The 26,900-nt window shown below is 69.2% G+C and carries 24 protein-coding genes; 7 read left to right on the forward strand and 17 right to left on the reverse strand.

Annotated features, from left to right (window positions below; translation table 11 throughout):
* The first annotated feature begins 14 nt into the window (after positions 1 to 14).
* Positions 15 to 1,163 (forward strand): alpha/beta hydrolase, encoded by a 1,149-nt coding sequence (locus tag ACIBG8_RS49740; RefSeq protein WP_397350357.1) that lies wholly within the window; start codon positions 15 to 17, stop codon positions 1,161 to 1,163.
* On the opposite strand, the gene ACIBG8_RS49745 is transcribed toward ACIBG8_RS49740, so the two are convergent.
* The 6 genes from ACIBG8_RS49745 to ACIBG8_RS49770 all read right to left on the reverse strand — a co-directional run bounded on the left by ACIBG8_RS49745 (position 1,087) and on the right by ACIBG8_RS49770 (position 9,098).
* Complete coding sequence (locus ACIBG8_RS49745) at positions 1,087 to 3,120, reverse strand: hypothetical protein (protein ID WP_397350358.1); 2,034 nt, start codon at positions 3,118 to 3,120, stop codon at positions 1,087 to 1,089. The two genes, ACIBG8_RS49740 and ACIBG8_RS49745, sit on opposite strands and share 77 nt — an antisense overlap.
* Complete coding sequence (locus ACIBG8_RS49750) at positions 3,117 to 4,289, reverse strand: Gfo/Idh/MocA family protein (RefSeq protein WP_397350359.1); 1,173 nt, start codon at positions 4,287 to 4,289, stop codon at positions 3,117 to 3,119. Before ACIBG8_RS49750 ends, ACIBG8_RS49745 begins: the two co-directional genes overlap by 4 nt.
* 30 nt (positions 4,290 to 4,319) lie before the next feature.
* On the reverse strand, positions 4,320 to 5,945 hold the full coding sequence (locus tag ACIBG8_RS49755; RefSeq protein WP_397350360.1) for a hypothetical protein: 1,626 nt from the start codon (positions 5,943 to 5,945) through the stop codon (positions 4,320 to 4,322).
* A gap of 23 nt (positions 5,946 to 5,968) precedes the next feature.
* Positions 5,969 to 6,850: a carbohydrate ABC transporter permease gene (locus tag ACIBG8_RS49760; protein WP_397350361.1), complete on the reverse strand. Its 882-nt coding sequence runs from the start codon at positions 6,848 to 6,850 to the stop codon at positions 5,969 to 5,971.
* Positions 6,847 to 7,809 carry an ABC transporter permease gene (locus ACIBG8_RS49765; RefSeq protein WP_397350362.1) on the reverse strand — a complete coding sequence of 321 codons (963 nt, stop codon included), beginning with the start codon at positions 7,807 to 7,809 and terminating at the stop codon, positions 6,847 to 6,849. The genes ACIBG8_RS49760 and ACIBG8_RS49765 overlap by 4 nt, the downstream gene beginning before the upstream one ends.
* A 146-nt stretch (positions 7,810 to 7,955) precedes the next feature.
* Entirely contained in the window at positions 7,956 to 9,098 is a 1,143-nt protein-coding gene (locus ACIBG8_RS49770; protein ID WP_397350363.1) for an ROK family protein, read from the reverse strand.
* Between the two features lie 190 nt (positions 9,099 to 9,288).
* Here ACIBG8_RS49770 and tdh point away from each other — a divergent pair, with 190 nt between their 5' ends.
* Positions 9,289 to 10,317, forward strand: coding sequence for an L-threonine 3-dehydrogenase (gene tdh / locus ACIBG8_RS49775; protein ID WP_397350364.1), 1,029 nt, complete (start codon positions 9,289 to 9,291; stop codon positions 10,315 to 10,317).
* 2 nt (positions 10,318 to 10,319) lie between these two features.
* Positions 10,320 to 11,495, forward strand: coding sequence for a glycine C-acetyltransferase (locus ACIBG8_RS49780; RefSeq protein WP_397350365.1), 1,176 nt, complete (start codon positions 10,320 to 10,322; stop codon positions 11,493 to 11,495).
* A gap of 217 nt (positions 11,496 to 11,712) precedes the next feature.
* On the opposite strand, the gene ACIBG8_RS49785 is transcribed toward ACIBG8_RS49780, so the two are convergent.
* Genes ACIBG8_RS49785 through ACIBG8_RS49825 form a run of 9 tightly spaced genes read right to left on the reverse strand, consistent with a single transcriptional unit; the run spans position 11,713 to position 19,607 of the window.
* Positions 11,713 to 12,228, reverse strand: a complete 516-nt coding sequence (locus ACIBG8_RS49785) for an OsmC family protein (RefSeq protein ID WP_397350366.1) — start codon at positions 12,226 to 12,228, stop codon at positions 11,713 to 11,715.
* Positions 12,225 to 12,842: a VOC family protein gene (locus ACIBG8_RS49790; RefSeq protein WP_397350367.1), complete on the reverse strand. Its 618-nt coding sequence runs from the start codon at positions 12,840 to 12,842 to the stop codon at positions 12,225 to 12,227. The genes ACIBG8_RS49785 and ACIBG8_RS49790 overlap by 4 nt, the downstream gene beginning before the upstream one ends.
* A complete protein-coding gene (locus ACIBG8_RS49795) occupies positions 12,839 to 13,387 on the reverse strand; it encodes an alkylhydroperoxidase domain protein (protein ID WP_397350368.1) in 549 nt (182 codons plus the stop codon). Before ACIBG8_RS49795 ends, ACIBG8_RS49790 begins: the two co-directional genes overlap by 4 nt.
* Entirely contained in the window at positions 13,384 to 13,839 is a 456-nt protein-coding gene (locus ACIBG8_RS49800; RefSeq protein WP_397350369.1) for a CMD domain-containing protein, read from the reverse strand. Before ACIBG8_RS49800 ends, ACIBG8_RS49795 begins: the two co-directional genes overlap by 4 nt.
* A 3-nt stretch (positions 13,840 to 13,842) precedes the next feature.
* Positions 13,843 to 14,847: a putative FMN-dependent luciferase-like monooxygenase gene (locus tag ACIBG8_RS49805; protein ID WP_397350370.1), complete on the reverse strand. Its 1,005-nt coding sequence runs from the start codon at positions 14,845 to 14,847 to the stop codon at positions 13,843 to 13,845.
* Positions 14,844 to 16,337: a dipeptide ABC transporter ATP-binding protein gene (locus ACIBG8_RS49810; protein ID WP_397350371.1), complete on the reverse strand. Its 1,494-nt coding sequence runs from the start codon at positions 16,335 to 16,337 to the stop codon at positions 14,844 to 14,846. The genes ACIBG8_RS49805 and ACIBG8_RS49810 overlap by 4 nt, the downstream gene beginning before the upstream one ends.
* The gene (locus ACIBG8_RS49815; protein ID WP_397350372.1) at positions 16,337 to 17,110 is read right to left on the reverse strand and encodes an ABC transporter permease; all 774 of its coding nucleotides are present in this window, start codon (positions 17,108 to 17,110) and stop codon (positions 16,337 to 16,339) included. The genes ACIBG8_RS49810 and ACIBG8_RS49815 overlap by 1 nt, the downstream gene beginning before the upstream one ends.
* Entirely contained in the window at positions 17,107 to 18,006 is a 900-nt protein-coding gene (locus ACIBG8_RS49820) for an ABC transporter permease (protein WP_397350373.1), read from the reverse strand. Before ACIBG8_RS49820 ends, ACIBG8_RS49815 begins: the two co-directional genes overlap by 4 nt.
* Positions 17,994 to 19,607, reverse strand: a complete 1,614-nt coding sequence (locus tag ACIBG8_RS49825; RefSeq protein WP_397350374.1) for a TIGR04028 family ABC transporter substrate-binding protein — start codon at positions 19,605 to 19,607, stop codon at positions 17,994 to 17,996. The genes ACIBG8_RS49820 and ACIBG8_RS49825 overlap by 13 nt, the downstream gene beginning before the upstream one ends.
* Before the next feature lie 72 nt (positions 19,608 to 19,679).
* Between ACIBG8_RS49825 and ACIBG8_RS49830 the strand changes: the two genes are divergently transcribed.
* Genes ACIBG8_RS49830 through ACIBG8_RS49845 form a run of 4 tightly spaced genes read left to right on the forward strand, consistent with a single transcriptional unit; the run spans position 19,680 to position 23,559 of the window.
* Positions 19,680 to 20,555 (forward strand): LysR family transcriptional regulator, encoded by an 876-nt coding sequence (locus ACIBG8_RS49830; RefSeq protein ID WP_397350375.1) that lies wholly within the window; start codon positions 19,680 to 19,682, stop codon positions 20,553 to 20,555.
* A complete protein-coding gene (locus ACIBG8_RS49835; RefSeq protein WP_397350376.1) occupies positions 20,552 to 21,682 on the forward strand; it encodes an MFS transporter in 1,131 nt (376 codons plus the stop codon). Before ACIBG8_RS49830 ends, ACIBG8_RS49835 begins: the two co-directional genes overlap by 4 nt.
* Before the next feature lie 50 nt (positions 21,683 to 21,732).
* Positions 21,733 to 22,323 (forward strand): TetR/AcrR family transcriptional regulator, encoded by a 591-nt coding sequence (locus ACIBG8_RS49840; RefSeq protein WP_397350377.1) that lies wholly within the window; start codon positions 21,733 to 21,735, stop codon positions 22,321 to 22,323.
* Positions 22,324 to 22,359: 36 nt separating this feature from the next.
* Positions 22,360 to 23,559, forward strand: coding sequence for a cytochrome P450 (locus tag ACIBG8_RS49845; protein WP_397350378.1), 1,200 nt, complete (start codon positions 22,360 to 22,362; stop codon positions 23,557 to 23,559).
* On the opposite strand, the gene ACIBG8_RS49850 is transcribed toward ACIBG8_RS49845, so the two are convergent.
* Both ACIBG8_RS49850 and ACIBG8_RS49855 read right to left on the reverse strand, forming a co-directional pair.
* The gene (locus ACIBG8_RS49850; RefSeq protein WP_397350379.1) at positions 23,553 to 25,175 is read right to left on the reverse strand and encodes a GTPase; all 1,623 of its coding nucleotides are present in this window, start codon (positions 25,173 to 25,175) and stop codon (positions 23,553 to 23,555) included. The genes ACIBG8_RS49845 and ACIBG8_RS49850 overlap by 7 nt on opposite strands.
* Complete coding sequence (locus ACIBG8_RS49855; RefSeq protein ID WP_397350380.1) at positions 25,172 to 26,893, reverse strand: ABC transporter; 1,722 nt, start codon at positions 26,891 to 26,893, stop codon at positions 25,172 to 25,174. The genes ACIBG8_RS49850 and ACIBG8_RS49855 overlap by 4 nt, the downstream gene beginning before the upstream one ends.
* Between the last annotated feature and the right edge of the window lie 7 nt (positions 26,894 to 26,900).

Raw genomic sequence — 26,900 nt, forward strand, 5'->3', positions numbered from 1 at the left:
TAAGCCTGGATCGTGTGGGACTGACATCGACGAAGCTCCAGCTCCTGTTCTCCCTGCTCGCGGTGGTTGCCGTGGTGGCCACGGTGTGGTGGTGGCCGCGCCTGGGCGGGCGTTCGTGGCGGGCCGTCACGGGGCGCGTGGGAGTGCTCGTCGCCAACCAGGCGCTCACCCTGGTCGCGCTCGGGCTCGTGCTGAACGCGTGGGGCGGCTTCTACGGCTCCTGGGACGACCTGTTCGGCACGGGCGCCGCCGCGGCCGGTGCGCCGATCATCGCGGCGGGTGGGGCGGGGGCGGCGGTGAAGGTGCTCGACAGCCGGGCGGTCAAGGGCGGACGGATCGAGCAGGTGCTCATTCCCGGCGCGACCACCGGTATCACCGCGCCTGCCTACGTGTTCCTTCCCACCGCCTATTTCACGAAGAAGTCTGAACGGTTCCCCGTCATCCTCGCGCTCACCGGCTATCCGGGGGACGCGCGCAACCTGATGACCAGGATGGACCTGCCTGGGCGGATGGCGAAGGCGATCGCGGCGCACGAGGCGCAGCCGACGGTGCTGGTGATGATGCGGCCGAGCGTGGCGCCGCCGCGGGACACGGAGTGCATCGACGTGCCCGGGGGGCCGCAGGTGGAGACGTATTTCACCAAGGACGTGAAGCAGTCGATGGCGGCGTCGTTCCGGGTGGGGTCTTCGACGGCGGACTGGGGGATCCTGGGCGGGTCCACCGGGGGGTTCTGCGCGTTGAAGATGGCGATGCGGCAGCCGTCGGCGTACACGGCCGCCGTGTCCTTGTCCGGATATTTCCGGACGATCCTCGACAGCACCACGGGGGATCTGTTCGGGGGGCGCAAGGGCTTGGAGCAGGAGAACAATCTCATGTGGCGGCTCGCCCACCTTCCCGCGCCGCCGGTCAACGTGCTGGTGACGAGCAGCAAGGTGGGCGAGAGCGACTACGGGGCCACGTTGCGGTTCTTGGCGGCGGTGAAGCCGCCGATGCAGGCTTCGTCGCTGATCCTGCCCAGCGGGGGGCACAACTTCGACACGTGGAACAGGGAGCTGCCGCAGGCGTTGCCTTGGCTGGCGCAGCAGCTCAGGTCCAGTCGACCAGCACGAACCCCCGATGCGGCACCTCGGCCTCAACCGTCAGGCGACCGCCCTCACACCTGACCCCGACCGGCTGCGGCACCTTCAAAGGCACCAACAACATGGCACTCGGCCCCAAAGGGACATCAGCTCCCATTGGGGTGACCGACCTCAAGGAGGTTAGGGACCCCGAGAGAGTCGGGCTTTCCGAGGGGGTTAGGGCCCCCGAGAAGGTTTCGGAGGGGGCTGGGGTTCCCAAGAGGGTTTCCGAAGGGGTTGGGAGGGTGATGGTGATGTGGGCTGGGTCTGCTGAGCCGTTCGCGATCGCGAGGCGCCACCGGTCGCCCACCCTGGCGTACTGCGGAATCAGGTGCGGCCCACCCGTGACCATGGGAAGCACACCGCCCAGGAAGCGCACAGCCTCCTGCGCCAACCGCTGCCCGTCGTCACACCGACCGAGCTTCTCCGGCGCCGTAGCCGCCATGGTGAACACCCGCCCACCCAAAGCGTTCACGAACCCGACCCGCCCAGCCCCCCAATGCTCCCCACGCGGCGTGAGGATCTCCGTCCACACCTCAGCCGCCGGATCCGCCACCAACCGAGCCACAGCAGGCTGCACGTTCACGCTCAACAGAGCGCCCCCATCACAAACCCGCTCCAAGCTGTACGGCTGCCGCGAAACCTCCGACCGCCCCACCACCTCGACAACCTCAACACCCAGCAACGACCCGAACCCTCGAAGGGCGAGGATCGAAGCGGCCGTCCCGTCGAGCAGCACGCTCCCCCGCAACAGCTCCAGCGGATCAGGCACCGCCCAAGCCACCTCACCGAACAACGCGGTCACCGGCGCGACCCCAGCCTGGATCGGCACGCCGTACGACAGCAGGAACTCCGCGGCACGCAACGGCGAGGTGTCGAGCCCGTCCAGCGTCCCGTCACCCTGCACGGACGCGGCCGCGTCCTGCCACCACGGAATACCCACCCCATGCGTGACCAGCGACGGCGTGACCGTCGCGTCGAGCGCGGGCCGGGACGCCGTGAGCATCCGCCCGATCCGCGGATATCGCCCGGGAGAACCGGTGACGAACGGGAACACGTCGAGCAGCAACGACGAGGCCCCCGACAGGTGCGCGGTGACCATCTCCGACCACGTCTGGGTGTCCGACTTGCGCCACTCGGTATGCGTCCAGTTCTCCACCTCGGGCGCGACCTCGACCCCAGCAGGCCGGAGCGCCCGCTGAAGCTCCAACATCCCGAAGGAGTAGGCAAGGTTCTGCCCCGGCGTATCCCCATAAAAGGCGAAGTGCGGCCGATGTACCTCGACCTGGTCGAACAGCAGATCCCAGCGCCGCCCCTCCACCGAGGCGATCCCCAGCCCCGAGCTCATGAGCCCCAGCTTGGCCCGCCCCGCGACGGCCTGCCGTACGAGAGAGACGACCTCCAGCTGCGCCTCCCGCCAGGTCTGCTGCAGCAGCGCCCGCCACGGATGCGGCTCCCCAGGCGCCGTGACCGCCGCGACCAGCTCCTCGCGCGACGGCTTCTCCCCCGCCAGCAGCGCGAACCGCTCCAGCATCTCGGGCTCGAACCCGCCACCCCAGGTGAGCGGCGCGTGGTTGTGGAACCGGAAGTCGTCCTCCAGCCACATCACCCGGAACCCGATCTCAGCGAACCGCCCATAATGCCCGGCCAGCCACTGCTGGAAGACCGGACACGCAAGCGAAGCCGCCGCCGTGGACACCTCACCGGTCGGCGAGACGAGCGGCGCGAAGCCGAGATCCTCCTCGCGCCCGCGGTCGCCGTGCCCGACGGTCACCCACGGATTGAGACTGACCGAGATGCCCTCACCATGAAGAACATCCCGGGCATCCCGCACCGTCTCGAACCACAGATCCTCCCCGACGCCAACGGTGTGCCCGGCATGCAGCTCCTCGGCGCCGAACATCAGCACCACCTCCTCCACCCCGCGTTCGAGGCAGAAGGCAGCCAGCTCAGCCGGATCCTGACCGGGAAAGACCTGATAACGCAGGTGATACCGGGTCATCCAGCTTGACCGTTGTCGAAGTACGCGATCAGCTCCGGGTCGAGCGGCGGCACGTCGTACGGCATGCCGCCGTCACGCAGCGACAAGGTCGCCATGTATCCGGCGGCGACGCTCATCCTGGCCGCCACCGGCGAGGTGTCGGTGACCCCGCCCTCGCGGACGAACCTGCAGAACTCGCCGATGATGCCGGGGTCGGCGCCACCGTGACCACCCTGCGCCTCGGGCACCCGGTAGGCGATGTCGCAGTCGTCGCGGTAGCCGGTCGGCCCGGTGTTCCAGACCTTGACCGTGTCACCGGGGCTGTCGCCGAAGTTCTCCAGCCTGCCCTCGGTGCCGATGACCGTGTAGTTGCGCACGTAGTCGGGCGAGAAGTGGCACTGCTGGTAGGCGGCGATCACCCCGTTGTCGAGGCGCATGTTCATCACGCTGACGTCCTCGACGTCGATCACGTGGTTGAGGTTGCGCCGCTCGGTGGGCGGCCACTCGAACTCCTTGAGCCAGCCCTCGGGCCGCGGCGTGCCCGGCTCCCTGCGCGGCAGGTCGCCGTACAGCATCAGGTCGCCGAGCGCGTTGACCCGCTGGGTGTACCCGCCGGCCAGCCAGTGGATCACGTCGAGGTCGTGCGCCGCCTTCTGCAGGAGCAGGCCCGTGGTCCTGGTGCGGTCCGCGTGCCAGTCCTTGAAGTAGTAGTCACCGCCGTAGGACACGAAGTGCCGTACCCAGACCGTCTTCGGCTCGCCGATGACGCCCTTCTGGATGATGTCGCGCATCGTCCTGACGACACCCATGTGCCGCATGTTGTGCCCCACGTAGAGCCGGGTCCCGGTCTCCTTCGCGGCGCGCAGGATGTTGTCGCATCCCTCCACGGTGATGTGCATGGGCTTCTCCAGGTAGACGGCCTTGCCCGCCTGGAGCGCGTCGATCGCGACGGTCTCGTGGGTGTCGTCGGGGGTCATGACGACGACCGCGTCGAGGTCCTTACGGTCGAGCAGCTCGCGGTAGTTCTCCGTCACGAGCTCTGCCTCGAACCGCCCGGCCTGCCTCTTGAGCACCGCCGGGTCGGAGTCACAGATCGCGGCCACGACCGAGCCCCTGCCCGGCCGGTGCGCGGCCAGCCCGAGGTTCGTCCGCAGGCCAAGCCCGATGACTCCGATGCGCAGGTCTTCCACTTCGATCCTTTCCTAGGGGTACGGCGGGGCTCAGCCCTTGGCGATGGAGGCCTCGTACTCGGCCTTCATCGCGGCGCCGCCCTTGTCCAGCCACTTCTTCACGAAGTCCTGCCACTCGGTGAGCGGCCTGCGCCCGGTCACGAAGTCGACCACCGAGTCCGTCGCCATGGTGCTCAGCTCGCCGCCCTTCTGGGTGAAGGTGTCGGAGAAGTGGCCCGTGGTGACGCGCTGCTGGAGCATGGGCGCGACCTTGGTCTCGAACTCGTGGATCAGCTTGGTGCGCTCCGGCTGGCCCGGCAGGAAGAGCGCGGACGGCGAGCCGATGACGAACGAGATCGGCTGCTGGGTGGTGGGAACCTCGGCCGTGCCCTTGTCGGTGTAGGCCAGGTCACCGTCCTTCTTGGTGAAGTGCACGCCCTCGACGCCGTAGTTGACCAGCTGGTTCTCTTCGGTGCCGAACGGCGCGGCCATGAAGTTCAGCACGCCGAGCAGCATCTCGATGCGCTTGGGGTCGGCCTTCTTGTTGATCGCGGTGAAGCCGACGGAGCCCAGACCGGCGTTGTAGACGGGCTTGGAGCTCGGGGTGGCCGCGAAGGGCACGATGGCGCCGAGCTTGTACTTCTGGGTGCGGGCGTCGTTGAGGAAGCCGGGGAACGACTCCACGTAGGCGCCGATCTGGCCGTTGGCGACCTTGTCCTTGATGGTGGCCAGGGCGGGGTCGGGCCAGAAGAGGTTGGCCTTGAATGCCTTGACCGCCAGCTCCAGCGCGGCCAGGTATTCGGCCGTCTCGAACTGGTGGGTCAGCTTGCCGCCGGTGAGCCGCCACGTGTTCGGCGCGCCGTACCAGTGGCTGAACATGTGCACGTGGTTGTAGTAGCTCGGCTCGAGGGGGTACTTGTTCTTCTTGACGTCGAGCAGCTGCTTGGCCTTCTCCAGGTAGTCGTCCGCGCTGGTGAAGGCGGTGCCGCCGACGGGCGCCCAGTAGTCCTCGTTGGTCAGATAGACCTGGCCGAAGCGGCTGTAGGAGACGGCCACGCCGTACAGCTTGCCGTCGGTGACCGCTGACTTCCAGGCCACGTCGCCCAGGTTCGCCAGGTTCGGGTACTTCTTGACCGCGTCGCCGCTGAGGTACGGGGTCAGGTCGTGGAACTTGGCCGCGAGCAGCTCGGGCACGCGCTGCAGGCCCTGGTTCGGCGGGAACCAGACCAGGTCGGGCAGGTCGTCGCTGGCGATGATCGCGTTGAACTTGTCGGGGTAGCCGTCGCCGACCACGATGTTCATGTCCCACTGCGCGTTGAGGCGCTTGTTGAGCTCCTGGATATATGCGCTCTTGTCGGCGGTGGGCGGGGCCACGTCCCACGTCTGGGTCAGCGAGGTGATCTTGCTGCCGTCGCCGGGCGGGGTGGCGACGGACTTCACCAGCTGCTCGGGGTACTTCAGGTACGCGGGGTCCTGACCGGCGTCCATCGGCAGGTCGGGCGTCGGGATCTTGGCGGCCACGAACGTGGGCAGCTTGAGCTTCTTCGACAGGTCGGCGCCGCCCTTCTTGGCGCCGGCCGTACCGCTTCCCCCGGCTCCGCAGGCGGCGAGCCCGGCGGCCGTGACTCCGGCGAGCGCGACTCCGAGGAAACCGCGACGGGACATGGTTGTAGACATGGTTTCTCCTGAGTGGGGAGGGTTCAGCCCTTGATGGCGCCGGTGAGAACGCCCTTGGTGAAGTACTTCTGCAGGAACGGGTAGGCGGCCAGGATCGGCACGAGCGCGATGATCAGCACCGCCATCTGCACCGAGGAGGCCGGCAGGTCACGCACGATCGCGACGTCCGTGCCCTGGGCGACGGAGCCGCGGAAGATGTACTGTCGCAGCACGACCTGGATCGGATGCATCGTCTGGTCGTTGATGTAGAGGATCGCGTTGAAGAACGTGTTCCAGTAGGAGACCGCGTAGAAGAGCCCGACGACCGCGATCACCGCCTTGGACAGCGGCAGCGCGATGCGCCACAACATGCGCCACTCGCTCGCGCCGTCCATGCGCGCGGCCTCGAACAGCTCGTCGGGCAGGTTCTGGAAGAACGCCCTGACCACGACCACGTTGAACGCGTTGACCAGCACGGGCACGATGAGCGACTGGTAGGTGTCGATCATGCCGAGTTCCTTGACCATCAGGTAGCTCGGGATCATGCCGGGGCTGAACAGGAACGTGGCCAGCACCATGAGCAGGATCGGCTTGCCGCCGAGCATCCCCCTGCGCGACAGCGCGTAGCCCAGGAACACCGTGCAGATCAGGCTCAGCGCGGTACCCGCGAGCGTGATGCCGATGGTGAGCAGCACCGACCGGGTCACCGCGCCGCCCGACAGGATGAGCTGGTAGGCCTCCAGCGTCGGGTGGTTGGGGAAGAGCACGTAGCTGCCGCCGTTGGCGATGCTCTCCGCGCGCCCCATCAGGCTGGTGCCGACGGCCAGGCCGAACGGATACAGGACGATCAGCACGATCGCGGTCAGGATGACGAACTTGAGCGAACGGCCGGCAATGGTCGGCCGCTCCATCCACGGTGGCCTCATCGGTAGATCCCCTGCTCTCCGAAGCGGTGCGCGAGCTTGTTCGCCGCGAAGATGAGCGCGGCGCCGATCACGCCCTTCATCAGGCCCGCTGCCGTGCTCATCCCCCAGTCGCCGTCACGGATGCCGTGGTAGTAGACGTAGGTGTCGATGACCTCGGACGCCCCTGCGCCCACGGCCTCGCGCTGGAGGACCATCTGCTCGAAACCGACCGACAGGATGTCGCCCAGCCGCAGGATCAGCATCATGAGGATGACCGACCTGATGCCCGGGAGCGTCACGTGCCAGAGGCGGCGCTTCCAGTCGGCGCCGTCGATGGCGGCGGCCTCGTACTTGTCGAGGTCGATGGCGGTGATCGCGGCCAGGAAGATGATCGTTCCCCAGCCGCAGTCCTTCCAGATGACCTGCGCGGTGGCCAGCAGCTTGAAGGTGTCTGCGTTGGACATCAGGTTGCCGATGGTGATGCCGTGCGAGTTCAGGAACGAGCTGACCGTTCCCGCACCACCGATGACCTGCTGGAACATCGAGACGACGACCACCCACGACAGGAAGTGCGGCAGGTAGACCACGCTCTGGATGAACTTCTTGATCCGGTGTCCGACCAGCGAGTTCAGCAGCAGGGCCAGGGCGATCGGCGCGGGGAAGAACAGGATGAGCTGCAGCACGGTGATCTGCAGGGTGTTGCTGACCGCGCTCCAGAACTCCGGCTCCGCCATGAGGTCGACGAAGTTCTGCAGCCCCACCCAGGGGCTCTCCGAGATGCCGAGGAACGGCGCGTAGTCCTTGAACGCGATCACGTTCCCGAGCACCGGGATATAAAAGAAGATCACGAAATAGAGGACTCCTGGCAGGCACAGCGCCAGCAGCGTCCAATCCCGCCTGAGGCGGTCGACGATGGACCGGCGCTGCGGACGGGTCCGCGCTGGAGCTTCCAGCGGTGGCGACGCCGTGGATGCGACCACGTCTCAACCTCCAGTCGTAACGAGTTGGCTGGAGGCTAGCGCGCATTTATGAAAGTAACTAGAGTAAATTTTGCAAGATCGGGCATCTTGGGGGAATCGATGCAGGTCGGCGACGAGCCCGTAACGGGAAAGTTATGCAGGAATCTTCAACCGGGCATCGTAAAGAGGGTCCGCTCGGCGTGGTTCAGCGCCAGCCGTACCGAGCCCAGGGTGATGCACTCGCTCCCCAGCGCGGACGCCACGACCCTGGGCGGGTAGAGGCAGTACTCGTCGAGCCGCTCCTGGATCGGCTGCACCAGCAGGTCGCCCGCCATCGACAGGGCTCCGCCGATCACCACCATCTCCGGGTCCAGCGGGTTGACCACGGTGATCAGGCCGGCCGCGAGGCCCCAGGCGAACTCCCTGACGGCCTCCTGCGCCCGCTCGTCGCCCGTCCTCGCCCGCGCGATGGCGAACTCGGCGCTCTGCCTGCTGGAGCGCAGCTCGCCCGGCTCAGCCGACATCGCGTAGTCCATGACGTGGCGGAAGGCGACCCAGTTGTCGTTCGGCTGTTTGCCGATCTCGCCTGAGGCGGCGTGCGCGCCCCGGTAGGGGACGCCGCCGATGAGCAGGCCCATGCCGATGCGGTCGCCGGTGAACAGGTAGACCACGTTGTCGCAGCTCCGTGCGGCGCCGCGCCAGTGCTCAGCGAGTACGGCCAGCCGCATGTCGTTCTCGACGGCCACCGGGGCCGGGATGCGGGCGGCGAGCAGGGCTTGGAGGTCGAGGCCCGTCCAGCCGGGCAGGGCGATGCTCTTGACCACCTGGCCCGCCTCGTTCACGACGCCCGTGGTGCCGACGCCGACGGCGCTCACCTGGCGCACATCGAGGTCCGCTTCGCCGGTGACCAGCGACACCAGCTCGACGATGGCGTCGAGCCGCTCGTCCGCCGGGGTGTTGAGCGGCAGCGGCTGCTTGCGCACGGCCACGATCGTGCCGTTGAGGTCCGCGACCATCGCGCGGACGCTGGAGTGGCCGACGCCCACGCCGACCACGTGGCCGGCCGAGGCGCGGAACCTGAAGCGCCTGGCCGGACGGCCGCGCTGCCTGTCGCCAGGCTCGTCGTCGCACTCCTCCGCCCAGCCGTCGGCGAGCAGCTCCTCGATGATGACCTCGACGGTGGGCCGGGAGACTCGGGCCGCCCTGGCGAGTTCCGTCAGCGTGGCGACATCCGCCTCGCGCAGGATGCGCAGGATGGCCGATGAGTTGAGCCGGCGCAGGAGGGAGGCGTCGCCACTCTGATGTCGCATCGGGCCATTGTACTTAATAAACCTTCTTTCAAAATGCCACGTGTGGCAGGGGTCGGGGTGGGAAGGGGGCGGAGCGTGAAGGGGATGTGTGGATGGGGTTAAGCAAAGGTCGATGGACACCCTGCCCCGCTGGGCGGCACAGTGCCTTGCGGAGAAGGCGAGAAGCGTAGGCTGCCATTGGGGGGTTGGGATGAAAGCGCTGGTCAAAGAGCGGGCCGAGCCGGGCCTGTCACTGTTGGAGGTGCCGGAGCCCACGACGGGGCCCGGCGAGGTGCTGATCAGGGTCCTGCGGACCGGGATCTGCGGCACCGACCTGCATATTCGGAAATTTGATGACTGGGCGCGCCAGACGCTCAGGCCGCCGCTCATCGTCGGGCACGAGTTCTCCGGCGAGGTTGTGGAAGTTGCCCCTGGTGTCGAGGACATCTCCGTGGGCGATCTCGTCAGCGGCGAGGGGCACATCGTCTGCGGCAAGTGCCGCAACTGCAAGGCGGGACGTCGGCACCTGTGCCGCAACACCATCGGGCTGGGGGTGAACCGCGACGGGGCGTTCGCCGAGTACGTCACGCTTCCGGCCACCAACGTCTGGGTGCACAAGTCGCCCATCGACCCTGACATCGCCGCCATCTTCGATCCGTTCGGCAACGCCGTACACACTGCCCTGTCGTTCCCCCTCGTCGGTGAGGACGTGCTGGTCACGGGCGCCGGGCCGATCGGGCTCATGGCGGCGGCGGTCGCCACGCACGTCGGCGCGCGGAACGTGGTGATCACGGACGTCAGCCCCGAGCGGCTCGACCTGGCCGGGAAGCTGGGCGTCAGCCTGGCGCTCAACGTGGCGCAGAGCTCCATCCAGGAGGGCATGAAGCAACTCGGCATGCGCGAGGGATTCGACGTGGGTCTGGAGATGTCCGGCAACCCGCGCGCCATGCGCGACATGATCGGCAGCATGACCCACGGCGGCAAGATCGCCATGCTGGGGCTGCCCGCCGAGGAGTTCGCCATCGACTGGGCCACGGTCGTCACCTCGATGATCACCATCAAGGGCATCTACGGCCGCGAGATGTTCGAGACCTGGTACAACATGTCGGTCCTGATGGAGAAGGGCCTCGACCTGTCTCCCGTGATCACCGACCGCTTCTCCTACCGCGACTTCGACGAAGCCTTCGACACGGCGGCCAGCGGCCGGACCGGCAAGGTCATCATGGACTGGAGCAACTAGGGATGTTCGGCAACGTTCGCGACGATCTTCGTGCCACGCTCGACGAGATCACCGAGGCCGGGCTGCTGAAGCCCGAGCGCGTCATCACCACCCCGCAGAGCGCCACGGTCGGCGTCAACGGCCACGAGGTGCTCAACTTCTGCGCCAACAACTACCTCGGCCTGGCGGACAATCCCTCCGTCATCGCAGCCGCCCAGCAGGCGCTCGACCGGTGGGGCTTCGGCATGGCGTCGGTGCGCTTCATCTGCGGGACGCAGGAGGTGCACAAGGAGCTCGAATCCCGCCTGTCCGACTTCCTGGGCATGGAGGACACCGTTCTCTACAGCTCGTGTTTCGACGCCAACGGCGGCGTGTTCGAGACGCTGCTCGACGCGCAGGACGCGGTGATCTCCGACGCGCTCAACCACGCGAGCATCATCGACGGCATCAGGCTGTCGAAGGCCAAGCGTTACCGGTACGCCAACCGGGACATGGCCGAGCTGGAGGCGAGGCTCAAGGAGGCGTCGGACGCGCGGCGCAGGCTGATCGTCACCGACGGCGTGTTCTCGATGGACGGATATGTCGCGCCGTTGCGGGAGATCTGCGACCTGGCTGACCGGTATGACGCCATGGTGATGGTGGACGACTCGCACGCGGTCGGTTTCGTCGGCCCGACCGGGCGCGGCACGCCGGAGCTGCACGGGGTCACCGACCGGGTGGACATCATCACCGGCACGCTCGGCAAGGCGCTGGGCGGGGCTTCCGGTGGTTACGTGGCGGCGCGCAGGGAGATCTGCGAGCTGTTGCGGCAGAGGAGCAGGCCGTACCTGTTCTCGAACTCGCTGGCTCCGGTGATCGCGTCTGCTTCGCTGCGGATCCTGGAGATCCTGGAGACCTCCAGCGAGTCGCGCGACCGGCTGCGCGCCAACACCGCCAGGTTCCGGGAGAAGATGACCGAGGCCGGATTCGACATCCTGCCCGGCGACCACCCGATCGCCCCGGTGATGATCGGCGACGCGGCCGAGGCGAGCGCGATGGCCGACCGCCTGCTGGACCTGGGCGTTTACGTGATCGGCTTCTCCTATCCGGTCGTGCCGCACGGCCAGGCCCGCATCCGCGTCCAGCTCTCCGCCGCCCACTCGACGGACGACGTCGACCGCGCGGTGGCCGCCTTCATCCAGGCACGACAAACCTCTTAGCTCCTAACAGAATGACCTCCCGGACTGAATCTCTCTCCCCTAATAAGGAGAGGACCAGAGATGGGGTTCCAGGCGCTCTAGAGGTGAGGGGTCACACGGTTGGGCCCTTTTAAGGTACGGCGGAGCCGACGAGGGCCCAGGCACCGTAGGTGGCTGGGCCCTGTCCAGGGGCACGGTCGGCCGGCGTGCGGGGTCGGCCGCCGTTACGGCCGGTGCGCTAAGGCACTCGGACCACCGCGCCCTTGATCTCCTGCGGGTTGCGCAGCAGGTTCAGGATCGGGCAGACCCGCTCCACCTCGGCGTGCAGCCGCGCGAGGTCCTCGTCGGAAGCGGGCGACGAGATCTGCACCTCATACCGGAAGTTCTGCGGATACACCGGGATGTCGGCGTTGTCCGGCGACTGCGCCCGGGGGTCGTACTCCGCCCGCACGTCCACTTCCAGCGAGTCCAGCGGCACCTCCAGCTCGGCCGCCTTGATCAGGAAGATGTGCGTGACGCAGCTCCCCAGCACGCCCGCCTGCAACTCCGGCGAGCCGGGCCCCAGGTCGTAGCCCGCGAAGTCGGGCCCGCTGTCGCTGAGGATCTGGAAGTCCCTGATCCTGATCCGCCGCACCCCGCTGCGCCCCTCCGCCGTGACGTGCGCGTGCAGCGGCACCGGAGCGCCGTCAGAAGACTCCCGCCGCTTGAGCAGCGCGTCCCGCTTCTGCGACAGGTACTCGCGAAGGCTGCTCATGCCAGCGTCACCAGCCCCTTCGGCGTGGAAAGGACCGCGGTCAGCGAGACAGACTCCCCCTCGGTGACCTCCAACGCGGCACCCACAGCCGCCAGGTCGGCGAGCAAGACGGAGGGCGACGGGTGCGTGGCGGTGAAGGACACCAGCTCCACCCTCGGCAGCCCGGAGTCGGCCGGGTGCTGCGTGGTCCCCCAGTCGATGAGGAAGGGCACCGGCCTGATCGCCGCCGGGTCCTCGCGCCTGGTCAGCCGCCACTCCAACAGCGTGCCGTCCGGCTTGCGCCTCGACAGCGGCTCCACGTCGCCCGGGTCGTAACCGGCGTCCCGCGCCTGCCGTACGGTCTTGTCGATGTCGGCGGGGTGGATCGCCCACGCGGCCAGGCGCGCGGACGTCAACGACTCCAGGCCGAACGCCCGGGGCCGCTCCCCCTCCCAGGCCGGGTCAGGGCCGATGATCTCCAGGTAGGACGTCGGGCCGAAGCTGACCAGGTAGTTGGCCGTACCGCCAGGATGGCTGCCGCCCTTGGCCGGGGTCACCCCGGTGACGGAGGCGAACCACGCGACCCCTTCCTCAAGGGAGGGCACCGCGTAGACAAGGTGGTCGAGTTCACTCATGAGGGTTCTCCCAGCGAGAGCATGAGGCGGTTGGCCCAGTTGAAGAAGGCCGCCGCCTGGATGGTGTCAAGGATGGCAAGGTCGTCGAGGCCCTCGGCGCGCAGCGCCTCGACGTGCGAAGGGGAGAAGGACTCGGCGGTCAGCGCCACGGAGGCGTCCACGACGGCGCGCCACAGCGGCTCCTGCGGAGCCGAGACCCCGTCGTCCAGCAGCCGCTGCACGTCGGCGGTGCGCTTGGAGTAGTGGGAGGCGAAGCGGGCGTGCACCGACGCGCAGAACACGCAGCCGTTGTGCCGGGACACGGCCGTGGCGGCGAGCTCCCGCTCGGCGCGCGGCAGCCCGCCGTCGGCGTTGTAGAAGATGTCGTTGTCGGTCTTGGTCCGCGCGTGCAGGATCGCGGGGTCGCGGGCCAGCAGCCGGAAGTACGGCGAGGCCGCGCGGGCCTTGTCGACCAGCGCCTCCTCCTGCTCCTCGTTGAGCGTGGTCAACGGTTCGAGCCACGGTGTCCAGCCGATCTGCTCCTGGGTGAAAGCCGTGAACGTCATGACGCCAGACTCCTTAGCCCGGCGACCAACCGGATCTGGAAGGTCAGAAAAGCGACGAGCTGCGACAACGTCACGATCTCCGTGGTGGACCACCCCGCGTCGTCGAGAGCCTTCAACGCCTGGGGCGACGCCTCGCTGGGACGGAGCACCAGCAGCTCGGCGTGCGCCAGTCCGGCAGCCAGGCGCTCGTCGGGCTCGACGCCGCCGGGAGCCAGCTCCTCCAGCCGCTCCCGGTAGAACGCGGCAGCTCCGGCGTCCTGGTGCAGCTCGGCCACGCGGGCGGCGATCGCGTCGCGTTCCAGCAGCGTCACGCCCTCGTCGTTCTCCGGGCAGAACAGCGCCTCGTAGCTCGCCTGGGCGTACTCCCGCGCGTCGGGACGCCGGGCGCGCAGCACGTCCAGGGCCGAGCCAGGCTCGATCCCCGCCAGCTGGTCGATCACATCACCACTCATAACTCATAGCCTGCTCACTTCTACGGAGAGCGCCGGAGCGACCTCGGTCGCCAGCAACTCGATGGAACGGAGGATCAACGGGTGCGGCGGGTCCACGGAATGCACCTGGAACACCAGATCAGTCACCCGGTCGAGCGTCGGATCTGCCGACAGGCTCTCGATGACGTCGTCGGGGTTCCCGACGTGCACGTCGAAGGCCTTGATGAGCTGGCCCAGGTCAGGAGAGTCGGGAACGGGGAACCCGGCCAGCTCGAAGTTCTTCACGGCCCGTGCCAACCCGATCTCGGCGTACCGGTAGGCCTCGGCCCGCGTGTCGGCCACAAACGCGGTCCGCGAGGCCACGATGCGCGGGACCACCCCGGCGGGCAGGTGCTCGTAGTAGGCGTCCACGATCGGCTTCTGGATCTCGGCCAGCGTCAAACCTGGAGCGTCGGCCGGTCGGGGCTGGGTGCGCGAGAGCATCAGCCCGTTGCCGGAACGCCCGGCCCGCTCGCCCCCGCTGACCGAGAACGTCGCCTCCCAGATCGCGTCGAGCAGCCGGGGCGCGGCGGGATACAGCGTGTTGCCGCCGCCCAGATCGCCGCCCGACCACGCGTTGACCAGCACCGCCAGGTGCTCCGCGTAGACAGCGGCCCGCTCGGCACTGACCCGGCCGAACGGCTCGAACGACGAGGGGGTGCCGCCGCTGCCCACCCCCACCTCGAACCGCCCGCCGGACAGCAGGTCGAGCACCGCCGCGTCCTCGGCGACGCGCAGCGGGTGTTCGAGCGGCAGCGTGATGATGCCGGTGCCGAGGCGGATCGTGCTGGTCCGCGCGGCGGCGTGGCTGAGGAACACCAGCGGCGCCGGCAGCCCGCCCTCCGACTCCCTGAAGTGGTGCTGCGCCACCCACGCGGTGTCGAACCCGGCCTGCTCAGCGAAGGCGATCTGCTCCAGGGCCAGCCGGTAACGCTCGGCCGGCGGCACGGCGTCGAGCAGCCGGGTGAAGAACCCCAGCCGCCTGGTCATGACGCCACCCCCACGGGCAGGGCGGCGAGCAGTTCGCGCGTGTAGTCGTCTTGCGGGTCCTGGAAGACCTGCGAGGTGGTGCCGGATTCCACGATGCGTCCCTTGTTCATGACGGAAACGGTGTGCGAGATCTGCCGCACGACCGACAGGTCGTGGGAGATGAACAGGTAGGTGAGCCCGAGGTCGTTCTGCAGCGTTTCGAGCAGGTCGAGGATCTGCGCCTGCACGCTCACGTCGAGCGCCGAGACCGCCTCGTCCAGCACGACGACCGCCGGGTCGACGGCGAGCGCGCGGGCGATGGCGACCCGCTGGCGCTGCCCGCCGGACAGCTCGCGCGCCTTGCGCCCGAGCACGTCGGAGGGGAGCGCGACCCGCTCGATCAGTTTCGCCACCGTCGTACGGTCACCCAGCTTGAAGTTGCGCAGCGGCTCCCCCACGATCTCGGCGATCGTCTGCCGGGGGTCGAGCGAACCGAACGGGTTCTGGTAGACGAGCTGCACGTTCCGCCGGAAGGCGCCGTCGGCGTGAATGGTCACCTCGCCCGACGTAGGCTTCTCGAAGCGGGTGATCATCCGAGCGGTGGTCGTCTTGCCCGACCCCGACTCGCCGACGATGGCGTGCGTGGTGCCCCGCCGTACCTCGAAGGAGACGTTGTCGACGGCGCGGAACCCCTTGAACTCCTTGACCAGGTCGCGCACCACGATGATCGGCTCGCTCTCGACCGGAGCGCGGAACGGGCGCGCCGACAGCGCAGGAGCGTCGTGCAGCAGCTGCTTGGTGTAGGAGGCCGAGGGGGTGGCGAGCACCTCGCGGGTCGGCCCCTGCTCCTCGATGCGGCCGTCCTTCATGACCACGAGCCGGTCCGAGCGGTCGGCAGCGACACCGAGGTCGTGCGTGACCAGGAGCACCGCCGTTCCGTACTCCTTGCGCAGGTCGTCGATGAGATCCAGGATGCGCCGCTGCACGGTGACGTCAAGGGCGCTGGTCGGCTCGTCGGCGATGATCAGCTGCGGCCGCAGGGCGATGGCGCTGGCGATGAGCACCCGCTGGCGCATCCCACCGGATAGTTCATGCGGATATTTCCGGAAATGCTCGATGCCAAGGCCGACCCGTTCCAGCAGCTCGATCACACGGGAGCGGACATCCAAACGCACCCCGTGGATGCGCAACGTCTCGCCGATCTGCGCGCCGACGGTCTTGACCGGGTTGAGGGAGTTGGCCGGGTCCTGCGGGATGAGCCCGATCTGCGCGCCACGGATCGCCCGCATCCGCCGCGACGACCAGCCCGCGATGTCGGTGCCGTTGAGCAGGATCTGACCGGCTGACGAGGGAACCAGCCCGATGACGGCGTTCGCCGTCGTCGTCTTCCCCGAGCCGGACTCTCCGACGACCGCGACGACCTCGCCAGCCGAGACGCTGAACGTGCTCGACGCGACCGCCACGCGCGAGCCATACGACACCGACAGATCCCTGACGTCGAGCAGGGCCATCACGACCTCCCCAGTGATCGGCTGATCCGGCTGGCGGCGAGCACCACGGCCACCACCACCGCGCCGGGCAGCGTGGTCAGCCACCAGGACGTCGCCAGGTAATTACGTCCCTCGGAGATGAGCAGCCCCCACTCGGGCGTCGGCGGCTCGGCTCCGTAACCGAGGAAACCGAGCGTGGAGATCGCCAGGATCGCCACCCCGAACTGCAGCGCGGCCAGCGCGATGACCGGGCCGAGCGAGTTGGGCAGCACGTGCCGCCACAACACGGCGGCGAAGCTGCCGCCGCTGCCGAACGCCGCCTCGACGTAGTCCGTGCGCCGGACCCTGACGACCTCGGACCTGGCGACGCGGGCGAAGGCCGCGACGGAGCCGACCCCGACCGCGATCGCGACGTTCACCGTCCCTGGCCCGAGCAGGATGATCACCGTCAGCGCCAGCAGCAGGCCGGGCACCGACAGCAGCACGTCCACGACCCGCATGATCGCCGCGTCCGCGAACCCGCCGACGGAACCGGCCAGCAGCCCGAGCAACGTCCCCAGCACCAGCCCGACCGCGACGGCCACGAACGCACCGGACAGCGAGTGCACGGCCCCGTAGATCACCCGCGCGAACAGGTCACGCCCCACGGCGTCGGTCCCGAACCAGTGCGCGAGACTCGGCCCCTGCAACTTCTCGGCGGGCACGCCGATGATCGGGTCGTACCCGGTGAACAGCCAGGGCGCGACGGCCCACAACACCACCAGGCCGATGACCAGCCACGACAGCGCCCTCATGACGACAACCGGGGGTCGAGCACCGGATACAGCAGGTCCACGATCAGGTTGACCAGCACGAACACGGTCGTCGCCAGCACGACGACGGCCAGCAGCACCGGGGTGTCCTGCGCGTTGACCGCCTGTTCGGTGAGCCTGCCGATGCCGTTGCGCCCGAACACCGTCTCGGTCACCACCGACCCGGCGATCAGCTCGCCGAACGTCAGCCCGGCCACGGTCAGCGTCGGCAGCAAGGCGTTGCGCGCCATGTGCCGCCACAGGATCCACGACCGCGACGCGCCCTTGGCCGCCACGACGCCGACGAACGGCTGGGTGGAGACCTGGTCGAGGCTGCGCGCGAGCACCTGGGCGATGGGCGCGGAGATCGGTACGGCGAGCGTCAGCACGGGCAGGATGAGCTGCTGCACCTCGGTCCCGCCGATGACCGGCACCAGCCGCAGGCGGAAGGAGAAGATCTGGATGAGCAGGATCCCCAGCCAGAACGCCGGAACCGAGACGAACAACGACGGGATCGCCAGCAGCGCCCCACGCAACCGAGAGCTGTACGCAGAAGCGAACGCGATGGCAAACGCGAGCACCACAGCGAGCACGAACGCCAGCGAGGCCAGCAGCCCCGTGGACGGCAACCCTTCGGCCAGCCGCTCGATCACCGGCGTGCCGGTCTCCACTGAGTAGCCGAAGTCCCCCCGGACGAACCCCAGCAACGTGTGGATGTATCCACCCGCGTCGTAGTACTCCCGGATCTCCGCGATCTGCTGCGGCGACAACCCCAGCTCCGGATTCTGGAACTTGATCAGGATCGAATCGCCAGGCAGGGCCTGCAGCAGGAGGTAGCTGGCGGTGAAGGCCACCCACAACACCAGCACCGACTGCCCGACCCGCTTCACGACTTCCACACGTTGTAGAAGCTCGGCCTGGCCACCGCCTCGAAGGCGACGCCGTGGACGTTGGGGGCCACGCCGTACACCTGGGGCTCCTCGAACAGCGGGATCGCGTAGCCCTGGTCGATCACGTAGTTCTGGATCTCGGCGACCTTGGCGTTGCGCTGGTCCTTGTCGGCGAGCGCGGACTCCTCTTCGAGGAGCTTGTCGAGCTTGGGGTCGTTGGACAGGATCACGTCGCGGTTCTTCGTGTGGAAGTGGGACTTGATCACGTCCTGGTCGGCGCGGCCGACCATGGCGTGGGCGACGGCGGTCTTCTCCGCGTTCTTGATGTCGACCGCCTGGGTGCCCGAGTCGGCCGGGCGGATCTCCAGCTTCACGCCGAGCTTCGACCACTGCTGCGCGACGAGTTCGAGGGTCTGCTTGGACAGTGGCTGCGGGCCGGCGACGAAGACGCCGAGCTGCAGCTTGACGCCGTCCTTCTCGCGCACGCCGTCCTTGAGCGCCCAGCCCGCCTCGTCGAGCAGCTTGGCCGCGCCCTCGGGGTCGTAGGTCAACTTGGCCGACAGGTCCACGTAGCCCTGGGCGAGCTTGCTCAGGACGCTGGTGGCCAGCGGGTAGCTCGGGGTGAAGAGCGTGTCGACGACCTCCTTGGCGTTCGTGCCCTTCTGCAGCGCCTTCCGCACCCTGATGTCCTTGAGGATGCTGTTGGCCGGGCGCAGGTAGAGGCCGTTGTTGACGCCTCTGGTGGGCTCGGCGTAGATGGTGAAGCCCGCGCTCTTGACCGTCTGCTCGTCGTAGGCCTGGACGTAACGCACGTAGTCGGCCTGGCCCGAGGTCAGCGCGCCGACGCGGACGTTGTCCTCGGGCGTCACGATGATCTTGATGGCGTCGAGGTAGGCGCGGCCCTGGTGCTCGCTGTTCTTCGGCGCCCAGTTGTAGTCCTTGCGCACCGCCAGGTCGATCTCCTTGTCCACGATCTGCTTGGCGACCGTGAAGGGGCCAGAACCGACGACGTTCTTGAGCTGGCACTGCTCCTCGTACGGCTTTTTGATCGTGGAGAGGGAGACGAGCCCCGCCCCGATGACCGACGTGCCCTGGAGGAAGCCGGGTGAGGACTGCTTGAAGTGGAACGTCACCGTCTGCGGGTCGACGACCTCGCTGCGCTCGTAGTTGTTGACGAACTCCGCCGGAGGCAGCTTCAGAGCGGTGTCGCCCAGGCCGTACACGTCGAAGTTGGCCGCCACCGCCGCAGCGTCCAGCGGGCTGCCGTCGCTGAAGGTCACGCCCTTGCGCAGGTGGAAGGTGTACTCCGTGGCGTCCTTGTTGACCTCCCAGCTCTCGGCGATCCACGGCTCGATCTCGAGCGTCTTGGGGTTCTGCCAGGTGAGCTTGTCGGTGAGCTGGTTGAGCAGCCCGCCGTTGGGATAGAAGCCCGCCGCCGGGAGGTAAAGGCAGGTCGGCGGCTGGTGCTCCAGGTAGGTGAGGGTGCCGCCGACGACGGGCTTGCCGTCGGCCTTCGCGTTGCTCGTCGGGCTCTCACCGCCGCCACAGGCACCGAGGGCGAGCATGGCGACGCCCACCACCGCTGTTGACCGCACTCTGGATGACCACATGGCTTCTTTCCTTCATTAGGGGACAAAACCCACTATAACCTATCGGAAGAGTCGGAATACTATCCTCAAGGGGTGATAGACACCCGGCGGCTGCGCACGCTGCAGGCGGTGGCCGACCACGGCACCGTCACCGCCGCCGCTGCCGCGCTCCACCTCACCCCGTCGGCCGTGTCGCAGCAGCTCGCGGCGCTGGAGCACGAGGTGGGCCACCGGCTGCTCACCCGCGACGGGCGCGGGGTCCGGCTGACCGCGGTCGGGCGGATCATGCTCGCGCACGCCCACGAGGTGCTCGCCCAGCTCGAACGCGCCGAGGCCGAGGTCGCCGCCTACACCACGGGCACGGCAGGAGAGGTGACCGTGGCGTCGTTCTCCACCGCGATCAGCGCCGCGCTCGCCCCCACGCTGAGCGCCCTGCGGACGACCGCGCCCGGACTGTCGATCAGGGTCAGGGACGCCGAGGGCGACCAGGGCCTGGCCATGCTGCTCGACGACGAGGCCGACCTGACGATCGCCGTGGAATACCGCGGCGCGCCCGGCGACCAGCGGCTCACCCGCTTTCCGCTGTACGCGGAGCCGTTCGACCTGGTCATGCCGTCCGATCTGGGCGGGCTCGCCTCCGTGGCCGAGGAGCCGTGGATCGGGCCGCACCCGGGCAACCCGGTGCACGACGTGATCACCTTCGCCTGCGAGCGCGAGGGGTTCACGCCGTCGTTCGTGCACTCCTCCGACGACTTCAGGGCCGTGGTGGCGCTGGTCGGCGCGGGAGCCGGCGTGGCGCTGGTCCCCCGGCTGGCATTGCGCGACCTGGACCTGTCGCACGTCGTCGTCCGGCAGGTCCCCGGCCCGGAGCGGCGGGTGTTCGCTGCCGTACGGCGGGGCATGGAGGCGCATCCGCTGCTCAAGCCGCTGATCGAGGCGCTGCAGGCCATCTCGGGCGACCTGACGTGATCGGCTTACTCCGCCTGCCGGGCATCGCGCCGCAGGCGGCCTTCGGCTTCCTTTCCCAGCTCACCCAGCAGGTCGCGCCGGTCGGCATGGTGCTGGTCGTGCAGCAGGCCACCGGATCCCTGGTGCTCGCCGGGCTGTCGGCCGCCGCGTGCTCGCTGGGCACCGGCCTGGCCAGGCCGGTCCAGGGGCGGCTCATGGACAGCAGGGGGCCGCGCGGCGTCCTGGTCGCCACGGCGATCGTCCACGTGGGCGCGCTGGTGGGACTCCTGCTGGCGACGGAAGGCTGGCTGATGGTGGCGCTGGCCCTGGTGGCGGGCGCTGGGCTGCCGCCGGTGTCGGTGGCGATGCGGCTGGTCTGGGGCAGGCGGGTGCCCGACGACGCGCGCACGGCCGCCTACAGCCTGGTCTACCTGGTGCAGGAACTGGCCATCCTCATCGGGCCGCTCATCTTCGGCCTGATGATCGCGCTGGCCTCCGCCTCCCCCGCCCTGGGGCTCGTCGCGGGCCTGGCGGGCGCTGGCACGCTGGCCTTCGCCGCGTCCATGCCTCCCGGGGTACGGCGGAGCGACCAGGTCAGGGGGCGCGTGTTCGCGCACCGGGGCATGGTGGTGCTGCTCGCGGTGGTGCTCCTGCTCGGCGGCACGATCGGGGCGCTGGAGGTCGGCCTGCCCGCGCTCGCCTCCGCCCAGGGCGCTCCTGCGGCCACCGGGGTGCTGGTCGCCGCCCTGTCGCTGGGCGGGATCGCGGGGGCAGCCGGGTACGGCGCGCGCCCGTGGCCGGGGTCGCCGAGGACCCGGTTGGTGGTGTTGCTGCTGGCCATGGCGGTCGCGCTGGGACCGCTCGTACTGATCGACTCACTGCCGGTCTTCGCCGCCGTGTTGTTCGTCGCGGGGATCGCGCTGAACCCGGTGCTGACGACCAGCTCGCTGCTCGTGGACGAGCTGGCGCCGTCCGCGCAGGCCGAGGCGTTCGGGTGGATCTCCACCGCCGCCGGGGCGGGGGCGGCGGCCGGGTCGGGGGTCGCCGGGGTCATCGGTGAGCACATGGGGCGGGGCTGGCCGTTCCTGGCCGCCGCCCTCTTCGTCGGTGTCGGCGCATGTCTAGCCAGCACCCTTCGCCGGAGTTAATATCGGCTTATCGATATATGTAGGGACTCCAATATTTCTGGGGGCATCCGGTGGCGACGCAGGATCAGCGGCGGGCGGAGACGCGTGCCCGGCTGATCGACGCGGCCGCCGACCTGTTCGCCGCCAAGGGGTTCCACGCCGTCTCGGCCGAGGCGGTCGCCGACGCGGCCGGACGGACGACCGGGGCGCTCTACAACCACTTCGGCGGCAAGGAAGGACTCCTGCTCGCCCTCCTGGAGGTGTGGAAGGACCAGACAGCGGCCGACCTGCTCGCCGGATTCGAGGAGATCACCGAGTTCGACGACCGGCTGGCTGCCCTCTTCGACGTACTCACCCGCACGGACGGGGATCGCGGTGCGTCATGGCTCCTGCTTGAGCTGGAGCTGTGGCTGCACGGCGCGCGCGATCCCGCGATCGGCGAACCGCTGGCAAGGCGTTACGCAGACATCCGTGCCCGACTGGCGGAAGGACTGGCCGACTGGGCCACCGTGGCCGGGGTTCCACTCCGGCGCTCGCCCGAGCAGACGGCTGTCGCCGTGCTCGGGGTGCTCATCGGCTGTGCCGTACAACACCGCCTGGATCCGCCCGCCGTGGAGGCCCACGCCGTTGTGGAGACCCTCCGCGATCTTCTCATTCCCTGAAATTCCCTGAATTCGCGCCAATCAAGGGAGCATTCCGTGCAGATCAACCTGCTCGAAGACGCCTGGGAAGCCGACGTCCCGCACGACCAGTTCATGTATCTCCGTCGCAACCACCCGGTTTTCTGGCACGACGTCCCCGGCGACAGCGGCTTCTGGGCTGTCACGAAATATCAGGACGTGAAGGCGATCAGCCGGGACGCCCAGACCTGGTCCACCGAGCTCGGCACCACGTTCATCCGCACCCAGACGCCCGAGTTCATCGAGATCGCCAGCCTCACGCTGCTCAACATGGACCCGCCCAAGCAGAGCCGCTACCGCCGCCTCGTCAGCGCCGGGTTCACCCCGAAGACGATCGCCAAGCTGGCGGCCACCGTGCAGACCAGGGCGGAACGCATCGCCGACGCGGTGCGCGACAGGGACGAGGTGGAGTTCGTCACCGACGTCGCCGAGTACCTGCCGCTGCAGATGATCTGCGACCTCATCGGCGTGCCCGAGGCGGACCACCACCTGATCTTCGACTGGTCGAACCGGATGGTCGGCTTCCAGGACCCCGACTTCAGGACCACCCCCGAGGACGGCGAGATCGCCGCGGCCGAGATCTTCGCCTACTGCGACGCGCTCGTCGACGACCGGCGGCAGAACCCGCGCGACGACATCCTCACCGCGCTGGTGAACGCCGAGGTCGACGGCGACAGGCTGACCAGGGAGGAGATCGACTCCTTCTTCGTGATCCTCTGCGTGGCGGGCAACGAGACCACGCGCAACCTCATCGCGCACGCCATGCGCGCGCTGATCGCGCACCCGGACGCCTATCGCGAGCTGCGCGCGAACCTCGCCGACGAGGTGTTGTGGCGCAGCGCGACGGAGGAGTTCCTGCGGTGGGGATCCTCGATCCACAACTTCCGGCGTACGGCGACGCGGGACACGACGCTGCGCGGGCAGGCGATCGCGGCCGGGGAGAAGGTGGTCACGTTCTACGCGTCGGCCAACTACGACGAGGAGGTGTTCGCCGCGCCGAACACCTTCGACATCCACCGCACCCCGAACGACCACGTGACGTTCGGCGGCGGCGGCCCGCACTTCTGCCTGGGCGCCAACCTGGCCAGGCTCCAGATCACGTGCATGATCAGGGAGCTGGTCCGCCGCTTCCCCTCAGCGGAGCACACCGGCCCGGTCAGGCGGATGCGCTCGGACTTCATCAACGGCATCAAGCACATGCCGGTGCGCTTTCACTGAGCCGTCGTGATCGCCCTGGAGAACGCCTCGTACCTGCTCTGCTCCTCCCGCACCGGGGTGAGCACCAGGTCCTGGCCCACCTGCCTGATGCTCCTGCGCAGCGCTCTGGCGAGCTGTCGCGACCTGCGCCTGCCGCCGAGCCAGGCGGCCAGGCGGGACAGCAGCGCGATCACCACGCCCGCCAGCGCGCCACCCACCAGGAGCACCGTGGGCCACGGGATCTCCAGCACGGTCGGGGTCGGCGGGTCGGGCAGACGCAGGTAGTCGAGGGCGAACAGGACGCCGAGCCAGAGGGCTCCGGCGAGCATGGTGGCGAACACGAGCCACTGCAGCACGCCCACCGCCCGCCACCAGCGGGGCGGGCGGGCGGCGCCGAGCGAGGTGACCGCTACCGCCTTGTCGAGCGCGTCGGGGAGGCGGTCGGTGTTGGACCTGGCGGCCTTGCGCACGGCGGCGGCCCAGGGGGGTGGGAGGTCGCGGGCGGCCTGCTCGCCGACGTCCCTGATGGCCGTCTCCACCCTGGAGAGCTGTACGGCGGAGGCCGCGGGAAGCGAGGTGCGCCCCACGACGTCGTCCCCTGCGGGAAGCGGCTTGGGGAGCGCGGGCCGGGAGACGTTGCCGATCCGCAGCCTGCGCAGCGGGTCAGGGCGGAACCTGCGCAACCACCGCGTGACCGGCCACCCGGTGGCCACGACCGCCCTGTGCCGGTGTGCCTTGCCCACCGCCGCCACGACCACGGGAGCTCCAGCCGCCTCCGACAGCGCCACGGCCAGCGGCTTTTCCAGCCCATCAACAGACCGCACCTCGACGGGCGCGTCGGTGGACAGGTGGGTGGCGGCGGTGCTCACATCGGCGGCCAACCGCTCCGCCCACGAGCGGCGCTTGCTCACCCGCTCGGACAGCAACGCCGTGAGCTCGGTGATCCCCGCCCCGGTCCGCGCGGAAACGCCCAGCACCGGCACCCCGGCCAGCCCGTCGGCCTCCAGCAACCGCCGCAGATCCGTCAGGCACCGCTCGGCCGCGTCCCCCGGCAGCCGGTCGATCTGGTTGAGCACCACCACCATGACGTCACGATGCGCGGCAAGAGGCTGCAGGTAACGCTCGTGCACCGCAGCGTCCGCGTACTTCTGCGGATCCAGCACCCACACCAGCAGGTCGACCAGCTCCACCAGCCGATCGACCTCCAGCCGGTGCGCCAGCTCGATGGAGTCGTGGTCGGGCAGGTCCAGCAGGACCAGCCCGGAAAGGTCGGCGGAGGAATCCACCTCGTGCCGCCGGGGCACCTCCAGCCATTCCAGGAGCGCGCCTGACCCCTCGCCCGCCCACAGCGCAGCCTGCGCGTTGGCGGTCGTCGGCCTGGTGACGCCCACGACGGCCAGCGAGTCCCCGGCGAGCGCGTTGAACAACGACGACTTGCCGCTGCCCGTCGCCCCGGCGAGCGCTGCCACGGTGTGGTCGACCGACAGGCTCCGCCGTACCCCTGCTCGTGACACCACGGCCTGGGCGTCCTCCACAGCCGACGAGGGCAGGCGCCCCTCCGCCAGCGACGCCGCCTCGGCCAGCGCGGTCAGCCGGTCGTCGAGGGTGGGCCCTTCCTTGCGCCGCAACACCTTCACGCGCCCTCCCCAGAACCGGCGGGTAGTTCCATGCGGTGCGCGGCGATCTCACCCGCGGCCGAGCGCAGTGCGGCGGCGGTGTCCTGCGGCGTCCCGACCGTGGCGAGCACGCTGGAGAACCGCTGGGACTCGACTTCCAGCAGGTCCACCACCCGCGCCCGCAGGTCGTCGCGAGCCCGCGTGGTCAGCGTCCGCACCGCCTGGTCGCCGAAGATCGCCTCCAGCAGCTTCTGGCTGAGCAAGCTCGTCCCTCCCGCGATGCCCACCTCGATACCCGTCAGCCCGCCCGTGGAGGCGAACACCGCCAGCATCAGCAGCAACCCGGCCCCGTTGACCCCGAACGACGCCACCCTGGCCGTCGTCCGTTTGGCCGCGCCCTCCTGCCGCACGAGGTCGAGCACGTAGTCCTGCCACGCGCGCACCAGCGCCTCGGCCGACGCACCAAGGTCGGGCGAGGCGCGTCCCAGCCGCGACGCCGTCACCGCACCGAGCGAGTCGAGCAGCGCCGCCCCACCAGGCGCGGCCGACCAGCCTTCGAGCGAGCGCTCTGCGGCGCCGTCGGCCGCTCCCCTGATCAGCGCGGCCACGTTGCTCTCCAGCGCCACCCGCAGCTCGGACGACGCGGCAGGACGGCCGGTGAACAGCGCCACCACCTTGTCGCGCAACCAGCCGACCCGGCTCTCCAGCGACCGCATCAGGTCACCGGTGCCGATGAAGTCCTGCCAGCGCGCCAGCACCTCGCCACGCAGCAGCGAGCCGTCCCGCATCCCCTCGTCGAACCGCGCCATCCCGTCCGCATAGGCGGCGTCGACCAGGGCGCCGAGCCCCGCGAACCCCTCCTGCTGCCGCTCCACCGCGTCGGCGAGGGCGGGCACGCGCGAGCTCAGGCTCTCCAGCGCGCCGATCAGCGTCTGCCGTACGACCTGGGCGCGGGAGGAGGCGTCGGCGGCCAGCCCCGTCAGCCATCCGGAAATTTCCGCCACTGTTTCGACGGGCAGCCGCGCCTTCTCGGAGGGCATCACCATCTCGGGCACCGTGAAGAGCCGCGTGTCCCCCAGCCCGTTGGCCTCCAGCAGCCGCGACAGGTCGGCGGCCACCGGCCCCAGCGCCTCGGCGGGCACCCGGTCCAGCACCACGGCCAGCGCGGTCGAACGTTCGCGTGCGGAACGCAGGAAGCTCCACGGCACCTCGTCCGCATAGCGGGCCGCCGTGGTGACGAACAACCACAGGTCACCGGCGGCGAGAAGCTGCGCCGCCAGCTCGCGGTTGGCCGTCACCACCGAGTCGATGTCCGGCGCGTCGAGCAGCGCCAGCCCTGGCGGCAGCGACGCGGTCACCACCCGCAACGTCCCAGGCTCGCCGCGACCGGTCACGCGGGGCAGGCCGGGCAGCACGTTCTGCCCGGAGAACCACGCGGAGTCCGACGGGCTCACCACCAGCGTCGGCGCCAGCGTGGTCGGGCGCAGCACGCCCGGCTCTGAGACGTCCTCCCCCACCAGCGAGTTCACCAGCGTCGACTTGCCCGCCCCGGTCGACCCGCCGACCACCGCCAGCAGCGGCGCGTCGATCGCCCGCAGCCGGGGCAGCAGGTAGTCGTCCAGCTGCCCGGTCAGTTCCCTGAGCGCGCGCCTGTCACCTGTCACGTCGCCGATCGCGAGCGGGAACAGCTCGCCATCGAGGCGACGCCGCAGCTCCTGCAACGCGCCCAGTAGATCCATACCCGCC

Source organism: Nonomuraea sp. NPDC050556, from assembly GCF_044457355.1.
In the GTDB taxonomy this organism is placed as follows: Bacteria; Actinomycetota; Actinomycetes; order Streptosporangiales; family Streptosporangiaceae; genus Nonomuraea.

Coding starts and splice junctions, on each gene's coding strand:
- ACIBG8_RS49810 (WP_397350371.1), bottom strand. CDS start 16,337: ATGGCCCTGCTCGACGTCAGGGATCTGTCGGTGTCGTATGGCTCGCGC.
- ACIBG8_RS49800 (WP_397350369.1), bottom strand. CDS start 13,839: ATGAGTGGTGATGTGATCGACCAGCTGGCGGGGATCGAGCCTGGCTCG.
- ACIBG8_RS49745 (WP_397350358.1), bottom strand. CDS start 3,120: ATGACCCGGTATCACCTGCGTTATCAGGTCTTTCCCGGTCAGGATCCG.
- ACIBG8_RS49815 (WP_397350372.1), bottom strand. CDS start 17,110: ATGAGGGCGCTGTCGTGGCTGGTCATCGGCCTGGTGGTGTTGTGGGCC.
- ACIBG8_RS49770 (WP_397350363.1), bottom strand. CDS start 9,098: ATGCGACATCAGAGTGGCGACGCCTCCCTCCTGCGCCGGCTCAACTCA.
- tdh (WP_397350364.1), top strand. CDS start 9,289: ATGAAAGCGCTGGTCAAAGAGCGGGCCGAGCCGGGCCTGTCACTGTTG.
- ACIBG8_RS49825 (WP_397350374.1), bottom strand. CDS start 19,607: ATGTGGTCATCCAGAGTGCGGTCAACAGCGGTGGTGGGCGTCGCCATG.
- ACIBG8_RS49805 (WP_397350370.1), bottom strand. CDS start 14,847: ATGACCAGGCGGCTGGGGTTCTTCACCCGGCTGCTCGACGCCGTGCCG.
- ACIBG8_RS49795 (WP_397350368.1), bottom strand. CDS start 13,387: ATGACGTTCACGGCTTTCACCCAGGAGCAGATCGGCTGGACACCGTGG.
- ACIBG8_RS49760 (WP_397350361.1), bottom strand. CDS start 6,850: ATGAGGCCACCGTGGATGGAGCGGCCGACCATTGCCGGCCGTTCGCTC.
- ACIBG8_RS49780 (WP_397350365.1), top strand. CDS start 10,320: ATGTTCGGCAACGTTCGCGACGATCTTCGTGCCACGCTCGACGAGATC.
- ACIBG8_RS49755 (WP_397350360.1), bottom strand. CDS start 5,945: ATGTCTACAACCATGTCCCGTCGCGGTTTCCTCGGAGTCGCGCTCGCC.
- ACIBG8_RS49855 (WP_397350380.1), bottom strand. CDS start 26,893: ATGGATCTACTGGGCGCGTTGCAGGAGCTGCGGCGTCGCCTCGATGGC.
- ACIBG8_RS49785 (WP_397350366.1), bottom strand. CDS start 12,228: ATGAGCAGCCTTCGCGAGTACCTGTCGCAGAAGCGGGACGCGCTGCTC.
- ACIBG8_RS49790 (WP_397350367.1), bottom strand. CDS start 12,842: ATGAGTGAACTCGACCACCTTGTCTACGCGGTGCCCTCCCTTGAGGAA.